The organism is Oligella urethralis DSM 7531 (genome assembly GCF_000372065.1).
GTDB lineage: Bacteria > Pseudomonadota > Gammaproteobacteria > Burkholderiales > Burkholderiaceae_B > Oligella > Oligella urethralis.
This window is the reverse complement of the sequence record NZ_AQVB01000019.1, coordinates 1-19,157: the sequence shown is the minus strand read 5'-3', so window position 1 is coordinate 19,157 and position 19,157 is coordinate 1. Positions and strand designations below refer to the sequence as shown.

The following is a 19,157-nucleotide window of genomic DNA, read 5'->3' as shown; positions in this document are numbered from 1 at the left end:
TTGGTGAAAAATGATGAAGCAACCTTTTAAGACCAAGCGACGACAAATTCTTGCTTTGTTTTGTAGCACAGTAGCGCTATCACAATGGCCACTGGTGTCACTTGCTAATTCCAATGAGGTGGAATTGTTAGAGTGGCGTGGGATTGCGCTAGGCGCTGATGCACAGTTAAAAATCTACCACGAGGATAAGCACGAGGCCCGTCACCTGCTTCAGGCCATATTAAAAGAGGTTCAGCGTCAAGAGCGTTTGTTTAGTTTATACCGAGATGATAGTGTTATTAGCCACTTAAATAATGAGGGTGAAGTCTCCGGATTTTCTCATGATTTTTATTGGCTAATGTCTTTAGCTGATGAGCATGTCAGATTAACTCACGGAGTGTTCGACCCAACTGTTCAGATACTTTGGGAAACTTATAGAGATTATCTTATTGAGAATCCTCAGGCCAGTCCGGAGGAGTTAAAGGCAAGAATAACAGAAGTGCGGCACTTACTAGGTTGGGACGGTATTCAATTAACGCCTAATCGTATTCGCTTAGCAAAACCGGGACAGCGTATTACTCTCAATGGCATTGCTCAGGGTTTTATTACCGATAGAGTCACGGATCTAATGCAACAACGAGGAGTAGACCATGCCCTAATCAATATGGGTGAAATTCGTGGTTTATTACCGTTGGGCAAAGCACCTTGGTCCTTGGGGATAGCTGATCCGCTTGATGCTAGTCTGATTTTAAAAACGCTTGAACTCGGTAATCAAGCAATGGCAACCTCATCTTCTAGAGGCACTTATCTAAGCTATGAAAAAAGTATTAATCATATCTTTGATCCCGCAACTTCACAATCCGATGAGCGCTATTTAAGTGTTACAGTAATTGCTCCAACCGCAACTCAAGCAGATGCTTTGGCAACGGCCTTTTCGATAATGCCAATAGAGTCGATTAAGAACACCTTAAAGCAGATTTCAAAGGTCTCGGTATGGATTTTAGATCGGGATCGACAGTGGATTGAATTGTCTTAGTGGTGAATAAAATCAGGGCCTTAGTCAGTTTGAATAAGGCCCGGCTGCTTGTGCTGTTGACGCTTTAGTTTTATCGTAGTTTTTCTGCGTGATAAGCAATATGCTCTGCGATAAAGCTAGCAATAAAGTAGTAGCTATGGTCATAGCCTTCGTGATAGCGAATATCCGCAGCGATCCCAGCATCCGCACAGGCTTTTTCTAGCAGCGGTGTGCGCAATTGCTCCTCGTAGAAAGTATCCGCAAGCCCCTGGTCCACTAATAAGCTGCGTACACGAGCGCCATGTTCAATGAGTTTGACCGCATCGTATTGTTGCCAGGTCGTCTTGTCATCACCTAAATAGGCGCCAAGGGCTTTGTGACCCCAAGGCACTTGCGTAGGTGAGACAATCGGTGCAAAGGCAGATACGCTAGTATAAAACTCGGGATTTTTAAGTGCCAGTACTAAGGCGCCATGACCACCCATTGAATGGCCGCAAATGGATTGCTTATCACTCACGGGGAAATGCTCACGGATCAAGGCCGGCAATTCTTCGACAATATAATCGTACATGCGGTAGTGCTTTGCCCAAGGCGCTTCGGTGGCATTAAGGTAAAAGCCAGCACCTTGACCTAAATCATAGCCCTCATCATCAGCCACATCCTCACCGCGAGGGCTAGTGTCCGGGCAGACGACAATCAGTCCCTGTTCGGCTGCATAGCGCTGAAAACCAGCTTTTGTAATAAAGTTCTGCTCATTGCAGGTAAGACCTGAGAGCCAATAAAGCACAGGAAGTTTTTTATCTTTGGCTTGTGGTGGGATGTAAATCGCAAAGTTCATTGGACAAGACAAAAGCTCGGACTGATGCTCCCAAACCTCTTGCGAGCCACCAAAAACCAAGTGTTGTTCTTTTTGTTTCATAAAGCCTCCAAATTAGTAAACAATCACCGAGCGGATTGACTTGCCTGCATGCATTAAGTCAAAAGCCTCGTTAATTTGATCGAGTGGCATGGTATGTGTGACAAAAGGGGCTAATTCAATATCACCCTTCATCGCTTCTTCTACCATGCCGGGCAATTCACTGCGGCCCTTAACGCCTCCAAAAGCGGTGCCTTTCCACGTGCGACCGGTTACCAGCTGGAACGGGCGCGTGGAAATTTCTTGACCAGCGCCAGCGACACCGATGATCACGGATTGTCCCCAGCCTCGATGGGCTGTTTCGAGTGCGTCGCGCATCACATTGACATTGCCGATACACTCAAAGGTGTGGTCAAAGCCCCATTTGCTGATGTCTAGTAAAACGTCTTTGATGGGTTTATCGTGATCTTTAGGGTTGATACAATCAGTTGCCCCAAATTGTTTGGCCAGTTCAAATTTATCTGAATTCAGATCGATAGCAATAATGCGACCTGCTTTGGCTTGACGCGCGCCTTGCACCACCGCTAAACCAATGGCCCCTAGGCCGAACACGACCACTGAGTCGCCCTCTTGTACCTTGGCAGTATTGTGTACGGCACCGATACCCGTGGTGATACCACAACCTAGTAGGCATACATGTTCTGGATTAGCATCTGGGTTGATTTTAGCGAGAGAAACCTCGGCTACCACCGTGTATTCACTAAAGGTTGAGCAGCCCATATAGTGATAGATGGGCTCACCTTGATAAGAGAAGCGGGTGGTGCCATCAGGCATGACGCCCTTGCCCTGGGTCTCACGCACAGCAACACAGAGGTTGGTTTTACCGGAGGTACAGAATTCACATTCTCCACATTCGGCAGTATAAAGCGGGATCACGTGGTCGCCCGGTTTGACACTTGTCACCCCTTCGCCCACCTCAACCACAATACCAGCGCCTTCGTGGCCTAGCACCGCTGGGAACACGCCTTCAGGGTCATCGCCCGAGAGGGTAAATGCATCGGTATGGCAAACACCGGTATGCGTACAACGAATTAATACCTCGTCCTTTTTGGGTGGGGCCACATCAATTTCGACGATTTTTAGTGGTTGACCCGGAGCAAAAGCAACGGCGGCACGTGATTTAATCATGACGATCTCCTGTCTACTAAAAGGAATAATGTAAGGTCCACTATAGCCTTAGTTTATGCGGCGAGTCATTATTTCCGATACTTTTCGGGGTTTATGCTTGGCTAATTGAACTTTATCTAGCGAGATAAACTCTAAAGGCTTGCTTTGTTAGAGCTTTGTTGTTAAGACTTCAGTTAAAATAGTCTGCTAGCCTTTTGGCCGTCGTGTCATTTTTTATATGGACCTGATTGTTTTATGTTTCCAGAGTCGTCCTTTTGGTTGATTATTGCGATTGCAGCGTTTAGCGCATTATTGCCTTTTTTTACTGAAAAATCCTTTGTCTTTGTGCCTTGGCGCCAACAGGGCGAGTCAAGCGCTACACCAGCTTGGCTGATTGCTGTGCGTGCCTTTTTGCAGTGGATATTAATTATTGTTGCGGCCTATCTCATGGCCAATAGCGCAGCGCATAGCTATCAATTAATCGCCTTTGGCGGCAGCTTGCTATTATTTGCCTTGCCCTTATTAACCGTTAGTCGACAGGTGCCGGTTAAAAGCTTTGCTGTGCGTATTTTTGAGCTATTGGCCTTTTATTTCTTTGTGGGGGCGATTGGCTTTGTGATTGAGGGCTATTATGCTAATGCGCATAGCCAACAATGGCAGTTTTATGCGATTGCGCTGTGCTTATATATTGTGTTGGCATATCCCGGTTTTGTGTATCGCCACTTATTTAGAAACCGTTTTAACCGCCGCTTAATTGCCCAAACTCAATTGGCCGATGACGAGTAGGGTGGCGCTGCGGCTGATGTAAGTAGTCGCGGGTATGGTCACGGTCTGAATCCTACTTCACAATAAGTACCATCTCAACCTTAAGGTGGTACTTATGATCAAATCTCTTTCTTTTATTCTCTTGCTGCTATTTTTAAGCGCTTGCAGTACGCAGCCCGATTGGTTACAGCGCAAGCGTCAGTATCACGGCTGGGAGTACTCAACGCGGCAAGTGCATGATTACAGCTTTGATTGGCATATCAGTGGCGCTGCCTACGCCTCGCCGCAGCAGGTTTTTAGCGCTTCAGATGAGCTATGGGTGCAGTGGCCGGCGCAGCGTGAGTTGCCGGTGATTGTTGGTATTGACCATGCGGGGCGGCGACAGGTGCTGAGCTATCATCGTCAATTACCCTATTTAGTGATCAAAGATCATTGGCCGATATTGCAGTTTAATTTAGCCGGTGAGCAGGCCTATGCGAGCTTTAACTTAGATCGTTAGTGTTATTGTGCTGTTGTTCAGGTGCTAATTACTTGAAAAGACACCGCTTGTATATAGAAGTCGTTATAATTAAGGGTTAATCTTAATCATTTTATTTCTATAGCCTTTGCCCATGAAAGCATCTGAAATACGTAGTAAGTTTTTGAACTTCTTTGAATCCAAAGCGCATACGATCGTTCCTTCTTCCTCTTTAGTGCCGTCGAATGACCCAACGTTGTTATTTACAAACTCTGGCATGGTGCAGTTTAAAGATGTGTTTACAGGGCACGATAAGCGGCCTTATGTGCGTGCGACTTCGTCGCAGCGCTGTTTGCGCGCCGGCGGTAAGCATAACGACTTAGAAAATGTCGGCTACACCGCACGCCATCACACCTTTTTTGAGATGCTGGGTAATTTCAGTTTCGGTGATTATTTTAAGGAAAAGGCAATTAGCTATGCCTGGGAGTTGTTGACCGAGGTTTATCATTTACCCGCAGAAAAGCTTTGGGTGACCGTGTATGCGGAGGATGACGAGGCATACGATATTTGGGCAAAGCAAATCGGTGTGCCTGCAGAGCGCATTATCCGTATCGGTGATAATAAGGGCGCTCGCTACGCCTCGGATAACTTTTGGCAAATGGCAGATACGGGTCCCTGTGGACCATGTTCCGAAATCTTCTATGATCACGGCCCCGAGGTCTGGGGAGGCCCTCCAGGTTCACCTGAGGAGGATGGTGATCGCTATATCGAGATTTGGAATTTAGTCTTTATGCAGTTTAACCGCGATGAGGACGGTGTGCTGCACCCACTGCCTAATCCTTGTGTGGATACAGGGATGGGCTTAGAGCGTATTGCTGCAGTATTACAGCATGTGCATTCTAATTATGAGATTGATCTGTTCCAACAGTTAATTAAAGCGGCTGCGCGCGAGACGGCGACCGATGATTTGAGTAACAGCTCGCTTAAGGTCATTGCTGACCATATTCGTGCTTGCAGTTTTATGATTGTGGATGGTATCGTGCCGGGTAATGAGGGTCGTGGCTATGTGTTACGCCGTATTATCCGTCGTGCCTTGCGTCATGGTTATCGTTTAGGTCAGACGACGCCGTTTTTCCATCGGCTAGTGGCTGATTTAGCGCTTGAGATGGGTGAGGCGTATCCGGCCTTGAACGAGCAAAGTGAGCGCATTACAAAAGTCCTGTTGCAAGAGGAGCAGCGCTTCTTACAAACCCTGTCTAACGGCATGGATATCCTAGGGCGTGCCCTTGCCGAGCTAAAGCAGGGCGATCGGCTTGATGGCCAGGTGGCGTTTACCTTGTATGATACCTACGGCTTTCCTTTTGATTTGACCGCAGATGTATGCCGTGAGCATGGCATTGAGGTGGATGAGGCAGGCTTTGAAGCTGCCATGACGAAGCAGCGCGAGATGGCGCGTGCCAGCGGTAAGTTTAAGGTTAAGCAGCAGCTAAGCTACGAGGGTCAGGATACGCGCTTTGAGGGCTATGATAAGTCCGAGACCGAGGCCACGGTGTTAGCGCTCTATTTTGAGGGTACGCAGGTGGAGCACTTGGCCGAGGGGCAAGAGGGCGTGGTGGTGTTGGATCAGACGCCGTTTTATGCCGAGTCTGGTGGTCAGGTGGGTGATGCCGGTGTGTTGAGCGGCTACGGCAGCAGCTTTAAGGTCGAGGATACGCAAAAGATTCTGCCGCATGTCTTTGGTCATTACGGGGTTGTGAGTTTAGGCACGATTAAGCTGGGTGATCAGCTGAGTGCTCGGATTGATCTTGAACAGCGTCAAAATACAGTACGTAACCACTCAGTCACTCACATTATGCACAAGGCTCTACGTGAGGTCTTAGGTGAGCATGTGCAGCAAAAGGGTTCGTTGGTGGATGCTGATAAGACCCGTTTCGACTTTTCGCATGATGCACCGATGACGGACGAGCAGATTGCTGCAGTTGAGGCCATTGTGAATCAAGAAATTCTTGCTAATACGCCAGTACAAGCCGCATTGATGAGTTTTGATGAGGCGGTTGCTGGTGGTGCAATGGCGTTATTTGGCGAGAAGTACGAGGATGAGGTGCGAGTATTGGATATTGGTACCTCACGTGAGCTTTGCGGTGGTACGCACGTTGCCCGCACCGGTGATATTGGTCTTTTTAAAATTGTTTCCGAAGGCGGTATCGCTGCCGGGATTCGACGGGTAGAGGCGATCACAGGTACCAATGCACTTGCTTGGGTGGAGTCACTCACGCAGCAATTGCATCAAGCAGCAGCAGTGCTTAAAGCCAATCCGGCTGATTTACTTGAGCGTGTGACAGCCACCCAAGAGCAGCTACGCGGCTTGGAAAAAGAGCTAAGCCAATCAAAGGCCAAGCTGGCTGCGGCGACCAGTGCCGATCTCAGCGCCGAAGCGCTTGAAGTCGCCGGTATTAAGGTACTCATCAAGTCGCTTGAGGGAGTTGAGGCCAAGGATTTACGTGGCATGATCGATCAGCTCAAGGATAAGTTAAAGTCTGCCGTCATTGTCTTAGCGGCACCCTCGGCGGATAAGGTATCCGTTGCTGCGGGCGTGACTGCTGATCTCACGGAGCGGATTAAGGCGGGTGAATTAGTGTCCTTGGTGTGCTCCAACATCGGTGGTAAGGGGGGCGGTCGCCCCGATATGGCGATGGGTGGCGGTAGCGATGTGGCTGCTTTACCGGCGGCCATGGATGCGGTAATGCCTTGGCTACAGGATAAATTAAGTTAAACGGTCCTTTGCTTTGGCTTAAGCGCCATTGCTTGATATGGCCATCTTACTGATGTTGTAATTGATTTAGCCTACTTAGTACTGCCCCGATGGATTGTGTCGGGGCAGTGTCGTTATGATTTGTTGTATATGTTAATTTCTGCTGCGGAGCGATGTGATATGACTGAGGTTCATTTTGATCAGGTGGTTGAGGCGCAAAACTTACTTTGTCCACTACCTATTTTAAAAGCTAAAAAGGCCTTGTCTACGATGGAGAGTGGGCAAGTGCTTAAGGTGCTTACCACCGATCCTAAGGCGATGGGGGATTTTCAGGCTTTTTGTGCGCAATCTAAAAATGAATTACTGGCTCAGCGCGATCTCGGTGCGACGACCGAGCATTATATTCAGCGTCGCTAGTGCCTGCTATTCAATCTGATATGAGTACAGCTAGTATCGAATTTTCTATCTTAATGGAGCGTATTAATGACGGAGCCTCAATCGAATCAACAACTAACACGTCTGATGCCTCGCGGCAGTATCAAGGGGATGGCCGTTGCTGTGCTTGCCTTTGTGTTGGCTTATTTGTTGTATTTATTCTTGCCTTTTGAAAATGATGTTAACAAAGGCCTAGCGGTGCTTTTGTTTATCGCAATTTTATGGTTTACCGAAGCGGTGCACATTACCGTGACGGCCTTGATGGTGCCAATTATTGCGGTGGTCTTGGGTTTTGAGGGGATCACGACTAAATCAGCCTTAAGTAATTTTGCCGATCCCGTGATCTTTATTTTCTTTGGTGGTTTTGCCTTAGCCACTGCCTTGCACATACAGCAATTAGATCGCAAAATTGCCTATTATTTGCTGTCTTTATCACGCGGTAATTTACTGCTCGCATCCTTGATGATTTTTGCGGTGACAGCCTTTATGTCTATGTGGATTAGTAATACCGCAACGGCTGCCATGATGTTGCCTTTAGCCTTGGGCGTGATGAGCAATTTGGATCGCAATACTAACCGTAACAGCTACGTGTTTGTCTTATTGGGTGTGGCGTATAGTGCCAGTATCGGTGGTTTAGGTACCCTAGTTGGCTCGCCGCCAAATGCCATTGCTGCACGTGAGCTGGGTATGGATTTCGCTGCTTGGATGAAAATCGGCTTGCCAATGGTGATCATTTTATTACCATTGATGATTTATGTTTTATGGTTGGTTTTCCGTCCTAATTTTAAGGGTGAGACTGGTAGCTTAGCGATTAAAGAGCATATTGAGTGGACCCCGATCCGCTTGGTGACCTTGGTCTTGTTTGTGTTTATTGCGCTTTGCTGGATTTTCAGTAGCAATATCACGGCCCTATTAGGTACTAGCAGTACTGACTCATTGATTGCGATCTTTGCGGCCGTGATGGTGGTCGTCTTAGGTTGTGCTAGCTGGAAGGAGGTGGCGGATAATACTGACTGGGGGGTGTTATTACTCTTTGGTGGTGGTATCACCCTCAGTCAGGTTATGCAGCAATCCGGCGCTTCTCAGGTGCTTGGTCAGTTGGTAGCGGATACCTTTGGCGGTGCTCATCCGCTGCTAGTCATCTTTGTGATTTGTACCTTTATTATTGTGCTGACTGAGTTCACAAGTAACACGGCCTCGGCTGCGCTACTAGTGCCGGTGTTTGCTGGTGTGGCAACGCAGATGAATATGCCGCCAGAGGTCTTGGTGTTGGTGATCGGTATTGGTGCCTCTTGCGCCTTTATGCTGCCAGTTGCTACGCCGCCTAATGCGATTGTGTTTGGTAGTGGTTTAATTCATCAGCGAGAAATGATCCGCGCCGGGAGGGTGCTTAACGTACTATGCGTGGCAGCGGTGTCGTTATTTGTTTACTTTTTTGTAGGATAAGTGCTGCTTCATAGGGGAAAAGGCGACACTTTTTCCCCTAGTTGTGAAGCTTTGTTGCGGTCAGGGCTAATAAGTTGTTATACTATCTAGCTAATTTTTGTCAATATTTATATCAATTTACCAATTAATGAGGATAGTACACCTATGGTGGTTATTCGTTTAGCCCGTGGTGGCTCTAAAAAACGTCCATTTTATACAATTGTTGCAGCTAATCGTAGTGACCGTCGTGATGGTCGCTTTATTGAGCGCATCGGTTTTTATAACCCAGTAGCTCCTGAGGGCACTGAGGCCTTACGTATTGCCTTGGATCGTTTAGAGTACTGGAAGGGTCAGGGCGCTCAGTTATCTCCTACCGTTGCTCGTTTAGCTAAAGAGTACGCTCAGCAGCAAGCTGCTTAATTGAGTTTATCGCTATGCGCCCGGGATTGGTCGAGGCGGAGTAGTTCTTTTGACTCATTAGCATAAAGGCGATGATCCTAGTGGATTTGATTGACCGTCAACTATTTGACGGTCAATCTTGTTTTTATGCCTATAAAAAAGCACAATTCTATGAAAAAAGCTCACTCACAGCAGCAAAGTCCTTCCATAGCACCAGATGATCTGGTCGAATTAGGTCACATTACCGGCGCCTTCGGGGTGCGTGGTATGGTCAAGATCAAGCCGTACTCTACCGAGTCCATTTTGCCGCAGGTCGATCGTTGGTGGTTACAGCGCCGTTTAGCGCCTGGCAAGACGGCCGCTAGCGTGGCGCCGGCAGCGCATCAGCTGTTTGAGGTGAGTCAGTGCCGCTGGCATGCGGACCATTTAATTGCCGCCTTTAGTGATATTAGCGATCGTGATGTAGCAGAAGATCTCAAAGGGATGGTGATTTCGGTTTCCCGAGCGGATTTTCCGGTACAGGCTGAGGATGAGTTCTATTGGGTCGATCTGGTGGGTTGCTGGGTTTATACCGTTGATGAGGCGGCGGTGCGTGAGTTAGCTGTGGCTGATGAGGACTATGTACTCCTAGGTCGTGTACGTGAGCTATCGGATAATGGGGTGCATGCCGTGCTACATATCGATCGTTATATCGATAGTGGCGAGCCCGATAGCGAGCCGCAACCGCTCTTAAATGCCAAGGGGCAGCCGCAGCAAAGTCTGGTGCCTTTTGTAGATGCCCATGTGTTAGAGGTTGACCTCGAAAATAACTGGCTTGAGGTTGATTGGCCCTTGGATTTCTAATGCAAGTTAATGTCATTAGCCTATTCCCGCAGATGTTCGAGCTGCTAAGCACGCAGGGCGTGGCGGGTAGGGCGCATGAGCAAGGGATTTGGTCCTTAAGTACATGGAACCCTCGGCACTACACGCATGATATCCATAAAACGGTCGATGATCGTCCGTATGGTGGTGGCCCGGGTATGGTGATGCTAGCACAGCCCTTACTGGATGCGCTCAATGATATTAAGCAGCATCAGCAAAGTAGTGGCCCAGTGATTTTACTAAGCCCAGCGGGGGTACCTTTTAATCAGGCGCAGGCAGAGCGGCTCTCGCAATTACCGCACATGACCTTTGTCTGTGGTCGTTATGAAGGCATTGATCAGCGCTTTATCGAGCACTATGTGGATGAGGAAATCTCGCTTGGTGACTTTGTGTTGTCGGGGGGTGAGATCGCCGCTTTAGCGGTGTTGGATGCCACCATCCGTTTGTTGCCCGGGGTGTTGAATGACCAGCAATCGGCCTTGCAGGACTCCTTTCATCCGACGCTGTCAGGGCTCTTGGACTGTGAGCATTACACTCGGCCGGAGGTGTTTGAGGGGGTCGCGGTGCCGCCGGTATTACTCTCTGGGCATCATGCCAATATCAAGCAATGGCGCCGTCAGCGCTCGCTTCAACTGACCGCAGAGCGTCGTCCCGATCTACTGCAACAGGCTAGGGATAAAGGCCTCCTTTCTAAGGCTGATCTTAAATTTTTAGCACAACTAGCAAGCGATAATTTATCCTAAATCGTGTTGGGAATCATTCACAACCATTGCAATGCATCAGCATAAAATGATACGATATATCGTTACATAATGTTTGTTATGTTATATCGTATATTTCAGAGTGTATAAAAAGATTAAAAATGATTCCATTTAAACCGTGTTATCTGCCTTTAGCGATAAAAGGCATCGTCTTTGCCATGTATTCATTGGTGCCAGTCACTGCGTTGCAGGCCCAAGCGTTGGAGGAAATTCAGCAATTACCTAATGTGGTGGTTTCCACCACAGCGTCCACGCGTGAGCTGGAGCGAGCCATGGCCAGTGTGTCCGTGGTCGATGGTGTTGTGGTGCGACGTCGTCCGCATAATGATTTGTTCGATATGATTCACGATCAAGTCGGTATAGCTTCTGAGTATGTGGGTGCTGGGGGCGGACGCGGTATATCCATTCGTGGCATGGATTCAGAGCATAGCTTGATATTAATTGATGGGCAGCGGATCAATCATACGGCAGGCAGCATTGCACACTCGAATTTGGAACAAACATGGGTCCCTGCCGAAGCGATTGAGCGTATTGAAATTGTGCGTGGTCCGATGTCCTCGCTTTATGGTTCCGAGTCTTTGGGCGGTGTGGTGAATGTGGTGACGCGGGCAGCCACTGAACAATGGCAGGCCTCTTTTAATCAGCTTTTTCGCTTGGGCTCCAAGCGCTTAAAGGGGGATTTATATAAAAGCGGTTTTTATGCGGGTGGACCGTTGATTGAAAATACACTGGGGATCAATCTATGGGGTGAGTTGCGTCGTCGTCAAGCTTTATTAAATGCGCAGGATCGGCGTCTTAGTACGCTCGATGAACAACAAGCAAAAAGCTTGCATGTGGGATTGACGTGGACGCCAGATACGAATCAACGCATTGATTTAGGGGTTGATATCAATCGAGAGGAATTAGCGGGGGTGCGCTTAGCATCTGCTGGACGGACTAAGGCTAACACGCCCTATGAGATTGATAGCTTGATTCGTCGTCATCGCTATAGCTTGGCTTACCGTGGTGATTGGGCTTGGGGATCGTTGCAGTTGCGCTGGTACCAAAGCCGTTTAAAGCGTGATGTGGAGCGGAGCGATACCAAGGAAATTAGTGCACCAAACCGCTTTGTGGACACGGTTTGGGATGCGCAAACGCAAATTGATGTGGGAGCCTATCAGCGTCTGAGCTTAGGTGTGGAATGGCGCCGTGAACAGGTGGAAGATCCGAATATTAATGCAGAGCAAAAGGATAAGCAAAGTCATTTTGCGGTTTATTTACAGGATGAAATTAGTTTAGGCGAGCAGTGGGAGGCTGTGATAGGTGGGCGTTTTGATAAGCATCAGCGCTTTGGTTGGCAGTTTAGCCCACGCAGTTATTTGTTATTTAAACCTACTGATAACTGGACGTTCAGAGCCGGTGTGGGTAAGGGTTTTAAAGCACCAACCTTAAAACAATTGTCACCATCTTATGAGTCCCGAGCGGCCATGGGAGGGCGTGGTATTGTTCGGGGTAATCCGGACTTGGCCGCAGAAACAAATACCTCCTACGAATTAGGGGCTGCGTATCGTGCAGATGATTGGTCGGTGGCAGCGACCTTATTTCAAAATCATGTGAAAAATCTTATCACCACCGTACGTTTACCCAAGTGCAATGAGCGTGGCTTTGTTTGTCTAAATTACCAAAATATTAATCAAACACGGCTACAAGGGGTGGAATTAAGTGCGCAATGGGATATTAGTACGGACTGGGCACTCAGTGCGAATTACACTTATTTAAGTGCGCGTGATCGCCTAAAAAATGAGCCCTTATTGGATCGTTCGCGTCATCGCGCGAATGTGGCTTTAACTTGGAGCCCATTGGCGCAGCTTGAGACGACGTTGCGTTATGAGTATGTGGGATCGCAGTTAGGTAGTGGCGTCGTCGCTAATCAATCAATTAAACGTCCAAGCTATGCCTTAATCCACTGGGATATAAGTTATGAGCTGAATAAATCGCTCAGACTCTATGGTGGGGTAGAAAATATCAGCAATAAACGTTTAGCCAATGAGCAGCCCGAGCTTTATCAGGCGGCGGATGAGGGTAGACGTTTTTACGCAGGTTTTAATTTGGCGTATTAAGCGGTATGTGGTGTCGAGTTATACAAGCCTTGTGTTTCATTGTCTGCTTAATGGGGGCGATGCCAACAGCGCACAGTCAACCACGGCTGTTAGTGGTGCATAATGATTTTGTGGCGACGCAGAAAATCGAGGTGTTGCAGCGCTTTGCTGATGCGCATGAGGTGGTATTGCAATCGCTCAATATCAATACGCCTGCAGCCCGTGCTGCGGAGTTAATTGCGGATGCCGATTGGATAATTTTGGATGTGCCTCGGCCCAGTGATAGGGCGAGTGTAGCGCGTTTTTTGACGGCCTTTGAGGTACAGGACAAAAAGCAATTAGTGATGGGCGCTGGGCCAGCGCATTGGCAGCATATGGATGCGACCTTGGCAAAGCACTTGATTGCCTTGTACACACAGGGTGGGGCGCAGAATTTTCAGCATTTCTTTGAGTTGATTCAGCAGCAAGCATTGGCTACTTTAGAGGTCAATGACTTGCCGACCGTGCAGACTTTGCCGGAAAGCGGCTTTTATCACTTTGCCGCAGCAACGGTGTTTAGCGATTTAAATGCCTATTTGGCGTGGCATCAGTCCTATTTACAAGAGGCTGGCAATCATTTTCAAGCGCCAGTGGTCGTACCTAAAGGACGTGTGGCTTTTTTAATTTCGGCTAGCGTGGTGTCAGATTTAGTCACCGACATAATTGATGAGATCATGCTTGCGGCGGAGTTGAAGGGGATTCAGCCAATCGTATTTTGGCTGGCAAATGATGCCCCAGCGGGTGCCTTACAAGCGCTATTTAAGGAGGCGCAGCTAGATGCCCTCGTCAATTTGACACACTTGCAAAATAGCCATGATTTAGTCAGTGAGTTTGATGCTTTAGATATTCCGGTGATTCAGAGTTTGCGCTTTAGAGAGGCAGATATCCGTCAGTGGTCCAAAGCAAGTAGCGGGGTCTCGGCCTCGGTGGCGGCAACGTTTTTGGCGCTACCCGAGACCTGGGGTTTAAGCGATCCGATTGTGTTAGCTGGGCGTAGTCAGGGGCGTGATGTCCTCATGCCAAAACAGTTGGATGCCTTGATGGCTAAACTGAGGAAGTTAATTGCCTTAAGAAAAACGCCGAATCCACAAAAGCGTTTGGCGTTATTGTTTTGGAACTACCCACCCGGTGAAAAGAATCTCGGTGCTTCTAATCTTAATGTGCCGCGGAGTGTGTTGTCGATTCAACAGGCTTTACAAGCGGCCGCCTATGAGGTGGGTGAGACGCTAAGTGAAGAGACTTTGATTACTGAGTTGCAGGCCTTGTTGAGTGCGATTTATAGGCCTGAGCAGCTGGACGCCTTACTTGCCGCGGAAGTGCCAACAGCAGAGCGGCTTGAGTATCGTCACTATGCCTTGTTGCCACTCGAACGTTATATGCAATGGTTGCAAATCCAAGCACCAGCGGTGCAGACTGCCATGATGCGTCACCATGATCTTCAAGCCCATTGGGCGCTGCGAGAGGTTGACGGTAAGCGCTATTTTGTTCTGCCGCGTTTACGCTTAGCAAATCTAGTATTGATGCCACAAATGCCGCGAGCCGGTGATCCGAATGCACATTATCATGATGTGCAGCAGATTCCCGATCATCTTTATATGGCAGCTTATCTTTATTTGCAACAACAGTATGCCGCCCACGCTTTAATTCATCTGGGTACGCATGGTACACAGGAATGGCTGCCGGGTAAGGACAGAGGCTTGGCGGTGGAGGATTATCCTTGGTTGGCCTTGGGTGATTTGCCGGTATTTTATCCCTACATTCAAGATAACGTCGGTGAAGCGATTCAAGCAAAACGCCGCGGACGGGCCGTGATGATTAGTCATCAAACGCCTGCCTTTGCGCCGGCCGGTTTATACGATCAGTTGCGCACAATGCACGATTTAATTCATGCCTTAAGTCAATTAGATGAGGGCATGGTCAAGCAGCAAACTCTTGCGCAGTTGATTGATTTGGCAGCTCGGCATCACTACCTAGAGGATTTAGGGTGGACGCGTGAGACGGCAGAGCAAGATAGCTTGGCTTTTAGCGCAGCGTTACATGATTATTTGCATGAGATAGCCGAAGCGGCCATGCCTTTAGGTTTACATACTTTCGGTGAGCCGGCGAGCGAGCATGAGCGTATGGTGACCCTGATGCAGCAATTGGGAGAGCCCTTTTATGATGCCATGGGTTTAGCTGCAGAGGAGCGCTTAGTACGTGATACGGAGACAGTACAACAACATCCGGCCTATCTTAAAATTGCCGCTTGGCTAAATGGCGCCGAGGTGCCTGAGGCAATGAGTGCCTTAAGCGGTTTTTATGATGATGCATTAAGCTTTAATCAAGCCCTACAGCAGAATGAAGAAAATGCAGCCTTAATTCGGGCCTTGGCTGGTGGTTATGTCTTGCCGGGTAATGGGGGTGATCCGATACGTCAACCTGGTCTGATTAGCGGGCGTAATCTATACGCGTTTGAGGCGACTAAAATCCCAACCAAGCAGAGTTATGAGGCGGGTGAGCTTGCCTTTAAGCAGTTGGTAGCGGCGTATCAAGCTGCGCATCAGGGCGCATTACCTAAGAAATTGGCTTTCAGTTTGTGGTCGTCAGAGGCGATTCGTCATTTAGGTGTCACCGAGGCGCAGTTACTACATGCCTTGGGTCTGCGCCCCGTCTGGGGACCGAGTGGGCGGGTAGAGCGCTTGGATATTATCCCACTCAGTGAACTGGGGCGAGCACGGATTGATGTGGTGGTGCAGGTGACCGGCGTCTATCGTGATCAGTTTGATCATTTTATGACGCTATTAAATCAGGCAATTGCCGAGTTGGCGACCTTGGATGAGGATCCGGCGATGAATCCCATTGCTGCGAATAGTCAAGCCGTGGCGGCACGTTTGAGGCAGACAGCGGGTCTGTCGCTATCAGCAGAAGCGGCACTGGCGCAGGCAAAATTACGCATTTTCTCGAATGATGCCGGTCATTATGGCACGGGCGTACCACATTTGGCCTTGCAGTCTAGTCAGTGGGATGATGCCGAGGTGTTGGCGCAGCAATTTATGCAAAGTCAATCCTATCCTTATCGCAACGGTACTGGCTTAAGTCAGCTTAGTGCAGAAAATGCTAAGGCGGTGTTGTCAGCTCAATTAGCAGGCGTAGATGCAGCGATTATGAGCCGTTCTTCTCATGTCCACGGCGTTTTGTCCACCGATCATGGCTTTGAGTTTTTGGGTGGCTTATCGGCTGCGATTGAGTTGATAAATGGGGCTGCGCCGCAGTTATTGGTGTCTGATTTGCGTCAGCAGACACCTCATACGAGCTCGTTAGAACATTTTTTAGCGCAGGAATTGCGTTCACGCTATCTGAATCCGCAGTGGATTCAAGCGATGCAAGGAGAGGGCTATGCTGGGACCCTAGCGATGCTGAATATCACCAATAATTTATTTGGTTGGCAAGTGATGAATCAGAACACGGTGCGAGACGATCAATGGCAAGCCATGTTTGATACTTATGTGATGGATCGCTATGAGCTCGGTTTAAATCAATGGTTTGAAGCGCATAACCCCAATGCCGAGGCGCAACTGTTAGAGCGGATGGCAGAGGCTATTCGTCACGGTTACTGGGAGGCCTCGGCTAGTACCAAAGCGGCTTTGGCCGAGCGTTGGCAGGATTTGAATGCGCGCTATGAGATCACGGATATTGCCGCTGTCAGTCAGACGTTTTTAGCTGAGATGGCTGCGGGTTATGGTTTAACTGGAGCTCGTCCAGATAGCGCTGCTGAGCTGGCAACTGAGTCTGCACAGCCGCCTCAGAACGAGGTAGCTGACGCTTCGCAGGCACCGCCATTAGAGCAGGTACAGGGACAAGTATTGGAAAGGGTGAGGGTGCAAGCTATCGACCCTCGCCCGGCGTATTACGTGTTGTTTTTAATGTTATGGATCGCTTTGGGTGGTTTTTGGCAATATCGTCAACAACGTCCTTAGCCATAAATGATGAGTGTTTAAATGGAAGTTATGCAACAGTTTGAAGGCTTTTTATATGCTTTCTCCCGACTCTTTTTAGTGCCGGTGATGATATTAATCGTGGTGGCTTTGCTGTATTCACTATTTGCTTTTGGGGCTTTTTTAATGGAGGCGTGGCAGCGTCGACGCGGTCAATTCCGTTCCTTTGTTGTGCGTGATGGCGCGAGCTCTCAGAGCGATGATTTGGAATTGAAAATTATCAAAGCGCTGGATTGGTTGCGTATTATTTCGCGCACAGCGCCCATGTTGGGCTTAATTGCAACCATGATTCCCATGGGGCCGGCCTTACTGGCTTTAGGTCAGCATGATACGGCGGCGGTTGGGCGTAATATGGTTGTCGCCTTTTCTTCTGTGATTTTGGCCCTGCTAGCTGCGAGCCTTAGCTTTTTTATTTTCAGCTTTAGGCGTCGCTGGTTATTAGAAGATTTGCGTCGTGTCGAAAGTGCAAAGCAGGAGTCCTAAAGCATGCGATTTATCACGGAAGAGGATAACGATCCGATGCTCTCGGTGGTCAATTTAATTGATCTTTTTTTGGTGATTATCGGTGTGTTGATGATCATGATGGCACAAAATCCTTTAAGCCCTTTTCAGCAGGATAGGGTGATTGTGATAGAAAATCCCGGCGAGGAGCATATGCGCATCACCATCAAAGAGGGTGAGGAAATTCAACAGTATGAGTCCACGCAACATATCGGTGAGGGTGAGGGCTTGCGCGCCGGTGTTACCTATCGCTTAAATGACGGTCGTATGATCTATGTGCCTGAATAGGGCGGCTGAGTGATAGAGATATGATCTATTGATAATCTAGCAATACGCCCCACATAAAAAAGATGCATGAGCTAATGAGTGAGGGAGTTTTTTATGCAAGCGTATTCGGTACTGGATTTTTCAACCATTATTGAGGGTGAGGGGGCGAGTGAAGCCCTAGCCAAATCATTACAGTTGGCGCAAGCCGCTGAGGCCAACGGTTATCACCGTTTTTGGATGGCAGAGCATCATAATTTTCCGGCCATTGCCAGTTCGGCGACAGCGGTTGCCTTAGCCTATATCGGGGCAGGTACCCAGTCCATTCGCATTGGTGCTGGTGGGGTGATGTTGCCAAATCATTCGCCCTTAGTAATTGCGGAGCAATATGGTACTTTGGATGCGCTGTATCCAGGGCGGGTGGACTTGGGCTTGGGTCGAGCGCCGGGCACCGATCAGACGACCGCTAGAGCTATGCGTCGTGATCTCAGGGCAGCCGCTGAGTCATTTCCTCAAGATATTCAAGAATTACAAATGTACCTCGGGGAACCGCAGGCGGGGCAGCAGGTGCGGGCCTTTCCTGGTCAGAATTCACAAGTGCAGCCATGGGTCTTAGGCTCCAGTTTGTATGGGGCACAATTAGCCGCGTATTTAGGTTTGCCGTACTCCTTTGCCTCACACTTTGCACCAGCCATGTTACATGATGCCTTCAGGGTGTATCGTCAGCAATTTAAGGCCTCTAAAGCGGTAGCGGAGCCGTATGCGATGCCTGCGGTAAATATGGTGGTGGCCGAGACGGATGAAGAGGCGAAGTATTGGTTTAGTTCGCATCAACAAAGTGTTTTGGCTTTATTCCGTAATCAAAGTCAGAAGTTGCAGGCACCGATCGAGGGCTATGAGGCGTCCTTAAATGTGTCTGAGCGTCATGCCGTGGATTCACATTTGCGCTATTCTTTTGTGGGCTCGGAGGCGACGGTCGCAGCGCAATTAGAGCAGTTTTTAAATGATGTGCCGACGGATGAGTTAATGGTGCATGCCCGAATTTTTGATATTGATGCACGGCTTGAGTCACTGCAGCGTAGTGCTAAGGTACTAGCGCAGTTTTTGACATCCTCCCCGGCCTGAAGGCCGGAGATTCCTACGGCGCTCAGCTGCGGCATTGAGCCGCACCTGAATCGCTTCGGTGGGTTTCTGCTGCTGGCGGCATGACTGCACCGCTCACTTCACAGGCGAACCGGGCGTGTCCCGCCCTTAGAACATTGATCGCGCCGACGAGATCGGCGTTTTCCTCGAAACCGCATTCCACGCACTCGAACCGGGCTTGCGTCTGGCGGTTCTCAGCCGACACATGACCGCAGCACGGACAGCTGCGGCTCGTATTCTGCGGCGGCACAGCGATGAGGTATCCGCCGTTCCACGCCAACTTGTA

General features: G+C 48.9%; 17 protein-coding genes. 14 read left to right on the top strand and 3 right to left on the bottom strand.

The window, feature by feature from the left end; all coding sequences use genetic code 11:
* The first annotated feature begins 10 nt into the window (after positions 1–10).
* Entirely contained in the window at positions 11–1,015 is a 1,005-nt protein-coding gene (locus tag A3GA_RS0109650; RefSeq protein ID WP_244264059.1) for an FAD:protein FMN transferase, read from the top strand.
* 70 nt (positions 1,016–1,085) lie between these two features.
* Here A3GA_RS0109650 and fghA read toward each other — a convergent pair whose 3' ends face one another.
* Both fghA and A3GA_RS0109640 read right to left on the bottom strand, forming a co-directional pair.
* Positions 1,086–1,913, bottom strand: coding sequence for an S-formylglutathione hydrolase (gene fghA, locus A3GA_RS0109645; protein ID WP_018027201.1), 828 nt, complete (start codon positions 1,911–1,913; stop codon positions 1,086–1,088).
* A 12-nt stretch (positions 1,914–1,925) separates the two neighbouring features.
* Positions 1,926–3,035, bottom strand: a complete 1,110-nt coding sequence (locus tag A3GA_RS0109640; protein WP_026156936.1) for an S-(hydroxymethyl)glutathione dehydrogenase/class III alcohol dehydrogenase — start codon at positions 3,033–3,035, stop codon at positions 1,926–1,928.
* Between the two features lie 237 nt (positions 3,036–3,272).
* On the opposite strand from A3GA_RS0109640, the gene A3GA_RS0109635 reads away from it, so the two are divergent.
* The 13 genes from A3GA_RS0109635 (at position 3,273) to A3GA_RS0109575 (ending at position 18,853) form a co-directional block, all read left to right on the top strand.
* A complete protein-coding gene (locus A3GA_RS0109635) occupies positions 3,273–3,803 on the top strand; it encodes a DUF2818 family protein (RefSeq protein WP_018027199.1) in 531 nt (176 codons plus the stop codon).
* Between the two features lie 94 nt (positions 3,804–3,897).
* A complete protein-coding gene (locus A3GA_RS0109630) occupies positions 3,898–4,281 on the top strand; it encodes a TrbG/VirB9 family P-type conjugative transfer protein (RefSeq protein ID WP_018027198.1) in 384 nt (127 codons plus the stop codon).
* Between the two features lie 112 nt (positions 4,282–4,393).
* Positions 4,394–7,012 (top strand): alanine--tRNA ligase, encoded by a 2,619-nt coding sequence (alaS, locus tag A3GA_RS0109625; protein WP_026156935.1) that lies wholly within the window; start codon positions 4,394–4,396, stop codon positions 7,010–7,012.
* A gap of 159 nt (positions 7,013–7,171) precedes the next feature.
* Complete coding sequence (locus A3GA_RS0109620; protein WP_040614253.1) at positions 7,172–7,408, top strand: sulfurtransferase TusA family protein; 237 nt, start codon at positions 7,172–7,174, stop codon at positions 7,406–7,408.
* A gap of 66 nt (positions 7,409–7,474) precedes the next feature.
* Positions 7,475–8,872, top strand: a complete 1,398-nt coding sequence (locus A3GA_RS0109615; RefSeq protein WP_018027194.1) for an SLC13 family permease — start codon at positions 7,475–7,477, stop codon at positions 8,870–8,872.
* Positions 8,873–9,016: 144 nt separating this feature from the next.
* Positions 9,017–9,271 carry a 30S ribosomal protein S16 gene (gene rpsP, locus A3GA_RS0109610; RefSeq protein ID WP_018027193.1) on the top strand — a complete coding sequence of 85 codons (255 nt, stop codon included), beginning with the start codon at positions 9,017–9,019 and terminating at the stop codon, positions 9,269–9,271.
* 150 nt (positions 9,272–9,421) lie between these two features.
* A complete protein-coding gene (rimM, locus tag A3GA_RS0109605) occupies positions 9,422–10,093 on the top strand; it encodes a ribosome maturation factor RimM (RefSeq protein ID WP_018027192.1) in 672 nt (223 codons plus the stop codon).
* Positions 10,093–10,854, top strand: a complete 762-nt coding sequence (gene trmD / locus A3GA_RS0109600) for a tRNA (guanosine(37)-N1)-methyltransferase TrmD (protein ID WP_018027191.1) — start codon at positions 10,093–10,095, stop codon at positions 10,852–10,854. The genes rimM and trmD overlap by 1 nt, the downstream gene beginning before the upstream one ends.
* Before the next feature lie 119 nt (positions 10,855–10,973).
* Entirely contained in the window at positions 10,974–12,971 is a 1,998-nt protein-coding gene (locus A3GA_RS0109595; protein ID WP_018027190.1) for a TonB-dependent receptor plug domain-containing protein, read from the top strand.
* A gap of 5 nt (positions 12,972–12,976) precedes the next feature.
* Positions 12,977–16,945, top strand: a complete 3,969-nt coding sequence (cobN, locus tag A3GA_RS0109590; RefSeq protein ID WP_040614249.1) for a cobaltochelatase subunit CobN — start codon at positions 12,977–12,979, stop codon at positions 16,943–16,945.
* A gap of 21 nt (positions 16,946–16,966) precedes the next feature.
* Entirely contained in the window at positions 16,967–17,446 is a 480-nt protein-coding gene (locus A3GA_RS0109585; protein ID WP_115117227.1) for a MotA/TolQ/ExbB proton channel family protein, read from the top strand.
* Between the two features lie 3 nt (positions 17,447–17,449).
* Positions 17,450–17,752 (top strand): DUF2149 domain-containing protein, encoded by a 303-nt coding sequence (locus A3GA_RS0109580; RefSeq protein WP_018027187.1) that lies wholly within the window; start codon positions 17,450–17,452, stop codon positions 17,750–17,752.
* A gap of 93 nt (positions 17,753–17,845) precedes the next feature.
* A complete protein-coding gene (locus A3GA_RS0109575; RefSeq protein ID WP_018027186.1) occupies positions 17,846–18,853 on the top strand; it encodes an LLM class flavin-dependent oxidoreductase in 1,008 nt (335 codons plus the stop codon).
* Positions 18,854–18,875: 22 nt separating this feature from the next.
* Here A3GA_RS0109575 and A3GA_RS11580 read toward each other — a convergent pair.
* Positions 18,876–19,157, bottom strand: a 282-nt coding sequence (locus A3GA_RS11580; protein WP_018026488.1) for a zinc ribbon domain-containing protein, incomplete at its 5' end; no start/stop codon positions are given.

What these genes read in the sequence shown, in the direction of transcription:
- A3GA_RS0109650 (WP_244264059.1), top strand. Translation starts at nt 11, where the DNA reads ATGATGAAGCAACCTTTTAAGACCAAGCGACGACAAATTCTTGCTTTG.
- fghA (WP_018027201.1), bottom strand. Translation starts at nt 1,913, where the DNA reads ATGAAACAAAAAGAACAACACTTGGTTTTTGGTGGCTCGCAAGAGGTT.
- A3GA_RS0109635 (WP_018027199.1), top strand. Translation starts at nt 3,273, where the DNA reads ATGTTTCCAGAGTCGTCCTTTTGGTTGATTATTGCGATTGCAGCGTTT.
- A3GA_RS0109630 (WP_018027198.1), top strand. Translation starts at nt 3,898, where the DNA reads ATGATCAAATCTCTTTCTTTTATTCTCTTGCTGCTATTTTTAAGCGCT.
- alaS (WP_026156935.1), top strand. Translation starts at nt 4,394, where the DNA reads ATGAAAGCATCTGAAATACGTAGTAAGTTTTTGAACTTCTTTGAATCC.
- A3GA_RS0109620 (WP_040614253.1), top strand. Translation starts at nt 7,172, where the DNA reads ATGACTGAGGTTCATTTTGATCAGGTGGTTGAGGCGCAAAACTTACTT.
- A3GA_RS0109615 (WP_018027194.1), top strand. Translation starts at nt 7,475, where the DNA reads ATGACGGAGCCTCAATCGAATCAACAACTAACACGTCTGATGCCTCGC.
- rpsP (WP_018027193.1), top strand. Translation starts at nt 9,017, where the DNA reads ATGGTGGTTATTCGTTTAGCCCGTGGTGGCTCTAAAAAACGTCCATTT.
- rimM (WP_018027192.1), top strand. Translation starts at nt 9,422, where the DNA reads ATGAAAAAAGCTCACTCACAGCAGCAAAGTCCTTCCATAGCACCAGAT.
- trmD (WP_018027191.1), top strand. Translation starts at nt 10,093, where the DNA reads ATGCAAGTTAATGTCATTAGCCTATTCCCGCAGATGTTCGAGCTGCTA.
- A3GA_RS0109595 (WP_018027190.1), top strand. Translation starts at nt 10,974, where the DNA reads ATGATTCCATTTAAACCGTGTTATCTGCCTTTAGCGATAAAAGGCATC.
- cobN (WP_040614249.1), top strand. Translation starts at nt 12,977, where the DNA reads ATGTGGTGTCGAGTTATACAAGCCTTGTGTTTCATTGTCTGCTTAATG.
- A3GA_RS0109585 (WP_115117227.1), top strand. Translation starts at nt 16,967, where the DNA reads ATGGAAGTTATGCAACAGTTTGAAGGCTTTTTATATGCTTTCTCCCGA.
- A3GA_RS0109580 (WP_018027187.1), top strand. Translation starts at nt 17,450, where the DNA reads ATGCGATTTATCACGGAAGAGGATAACGATCCGATGCTCTCGGTGGTC.
- A3GA_RS0109575 (WP_018027186.1), top strand. Translation starts at nt 17,846, where the DNA reads ATGCAAGCGTATTCGGTACTGGATTTTTCAACCATTATTGAGGGTGAG.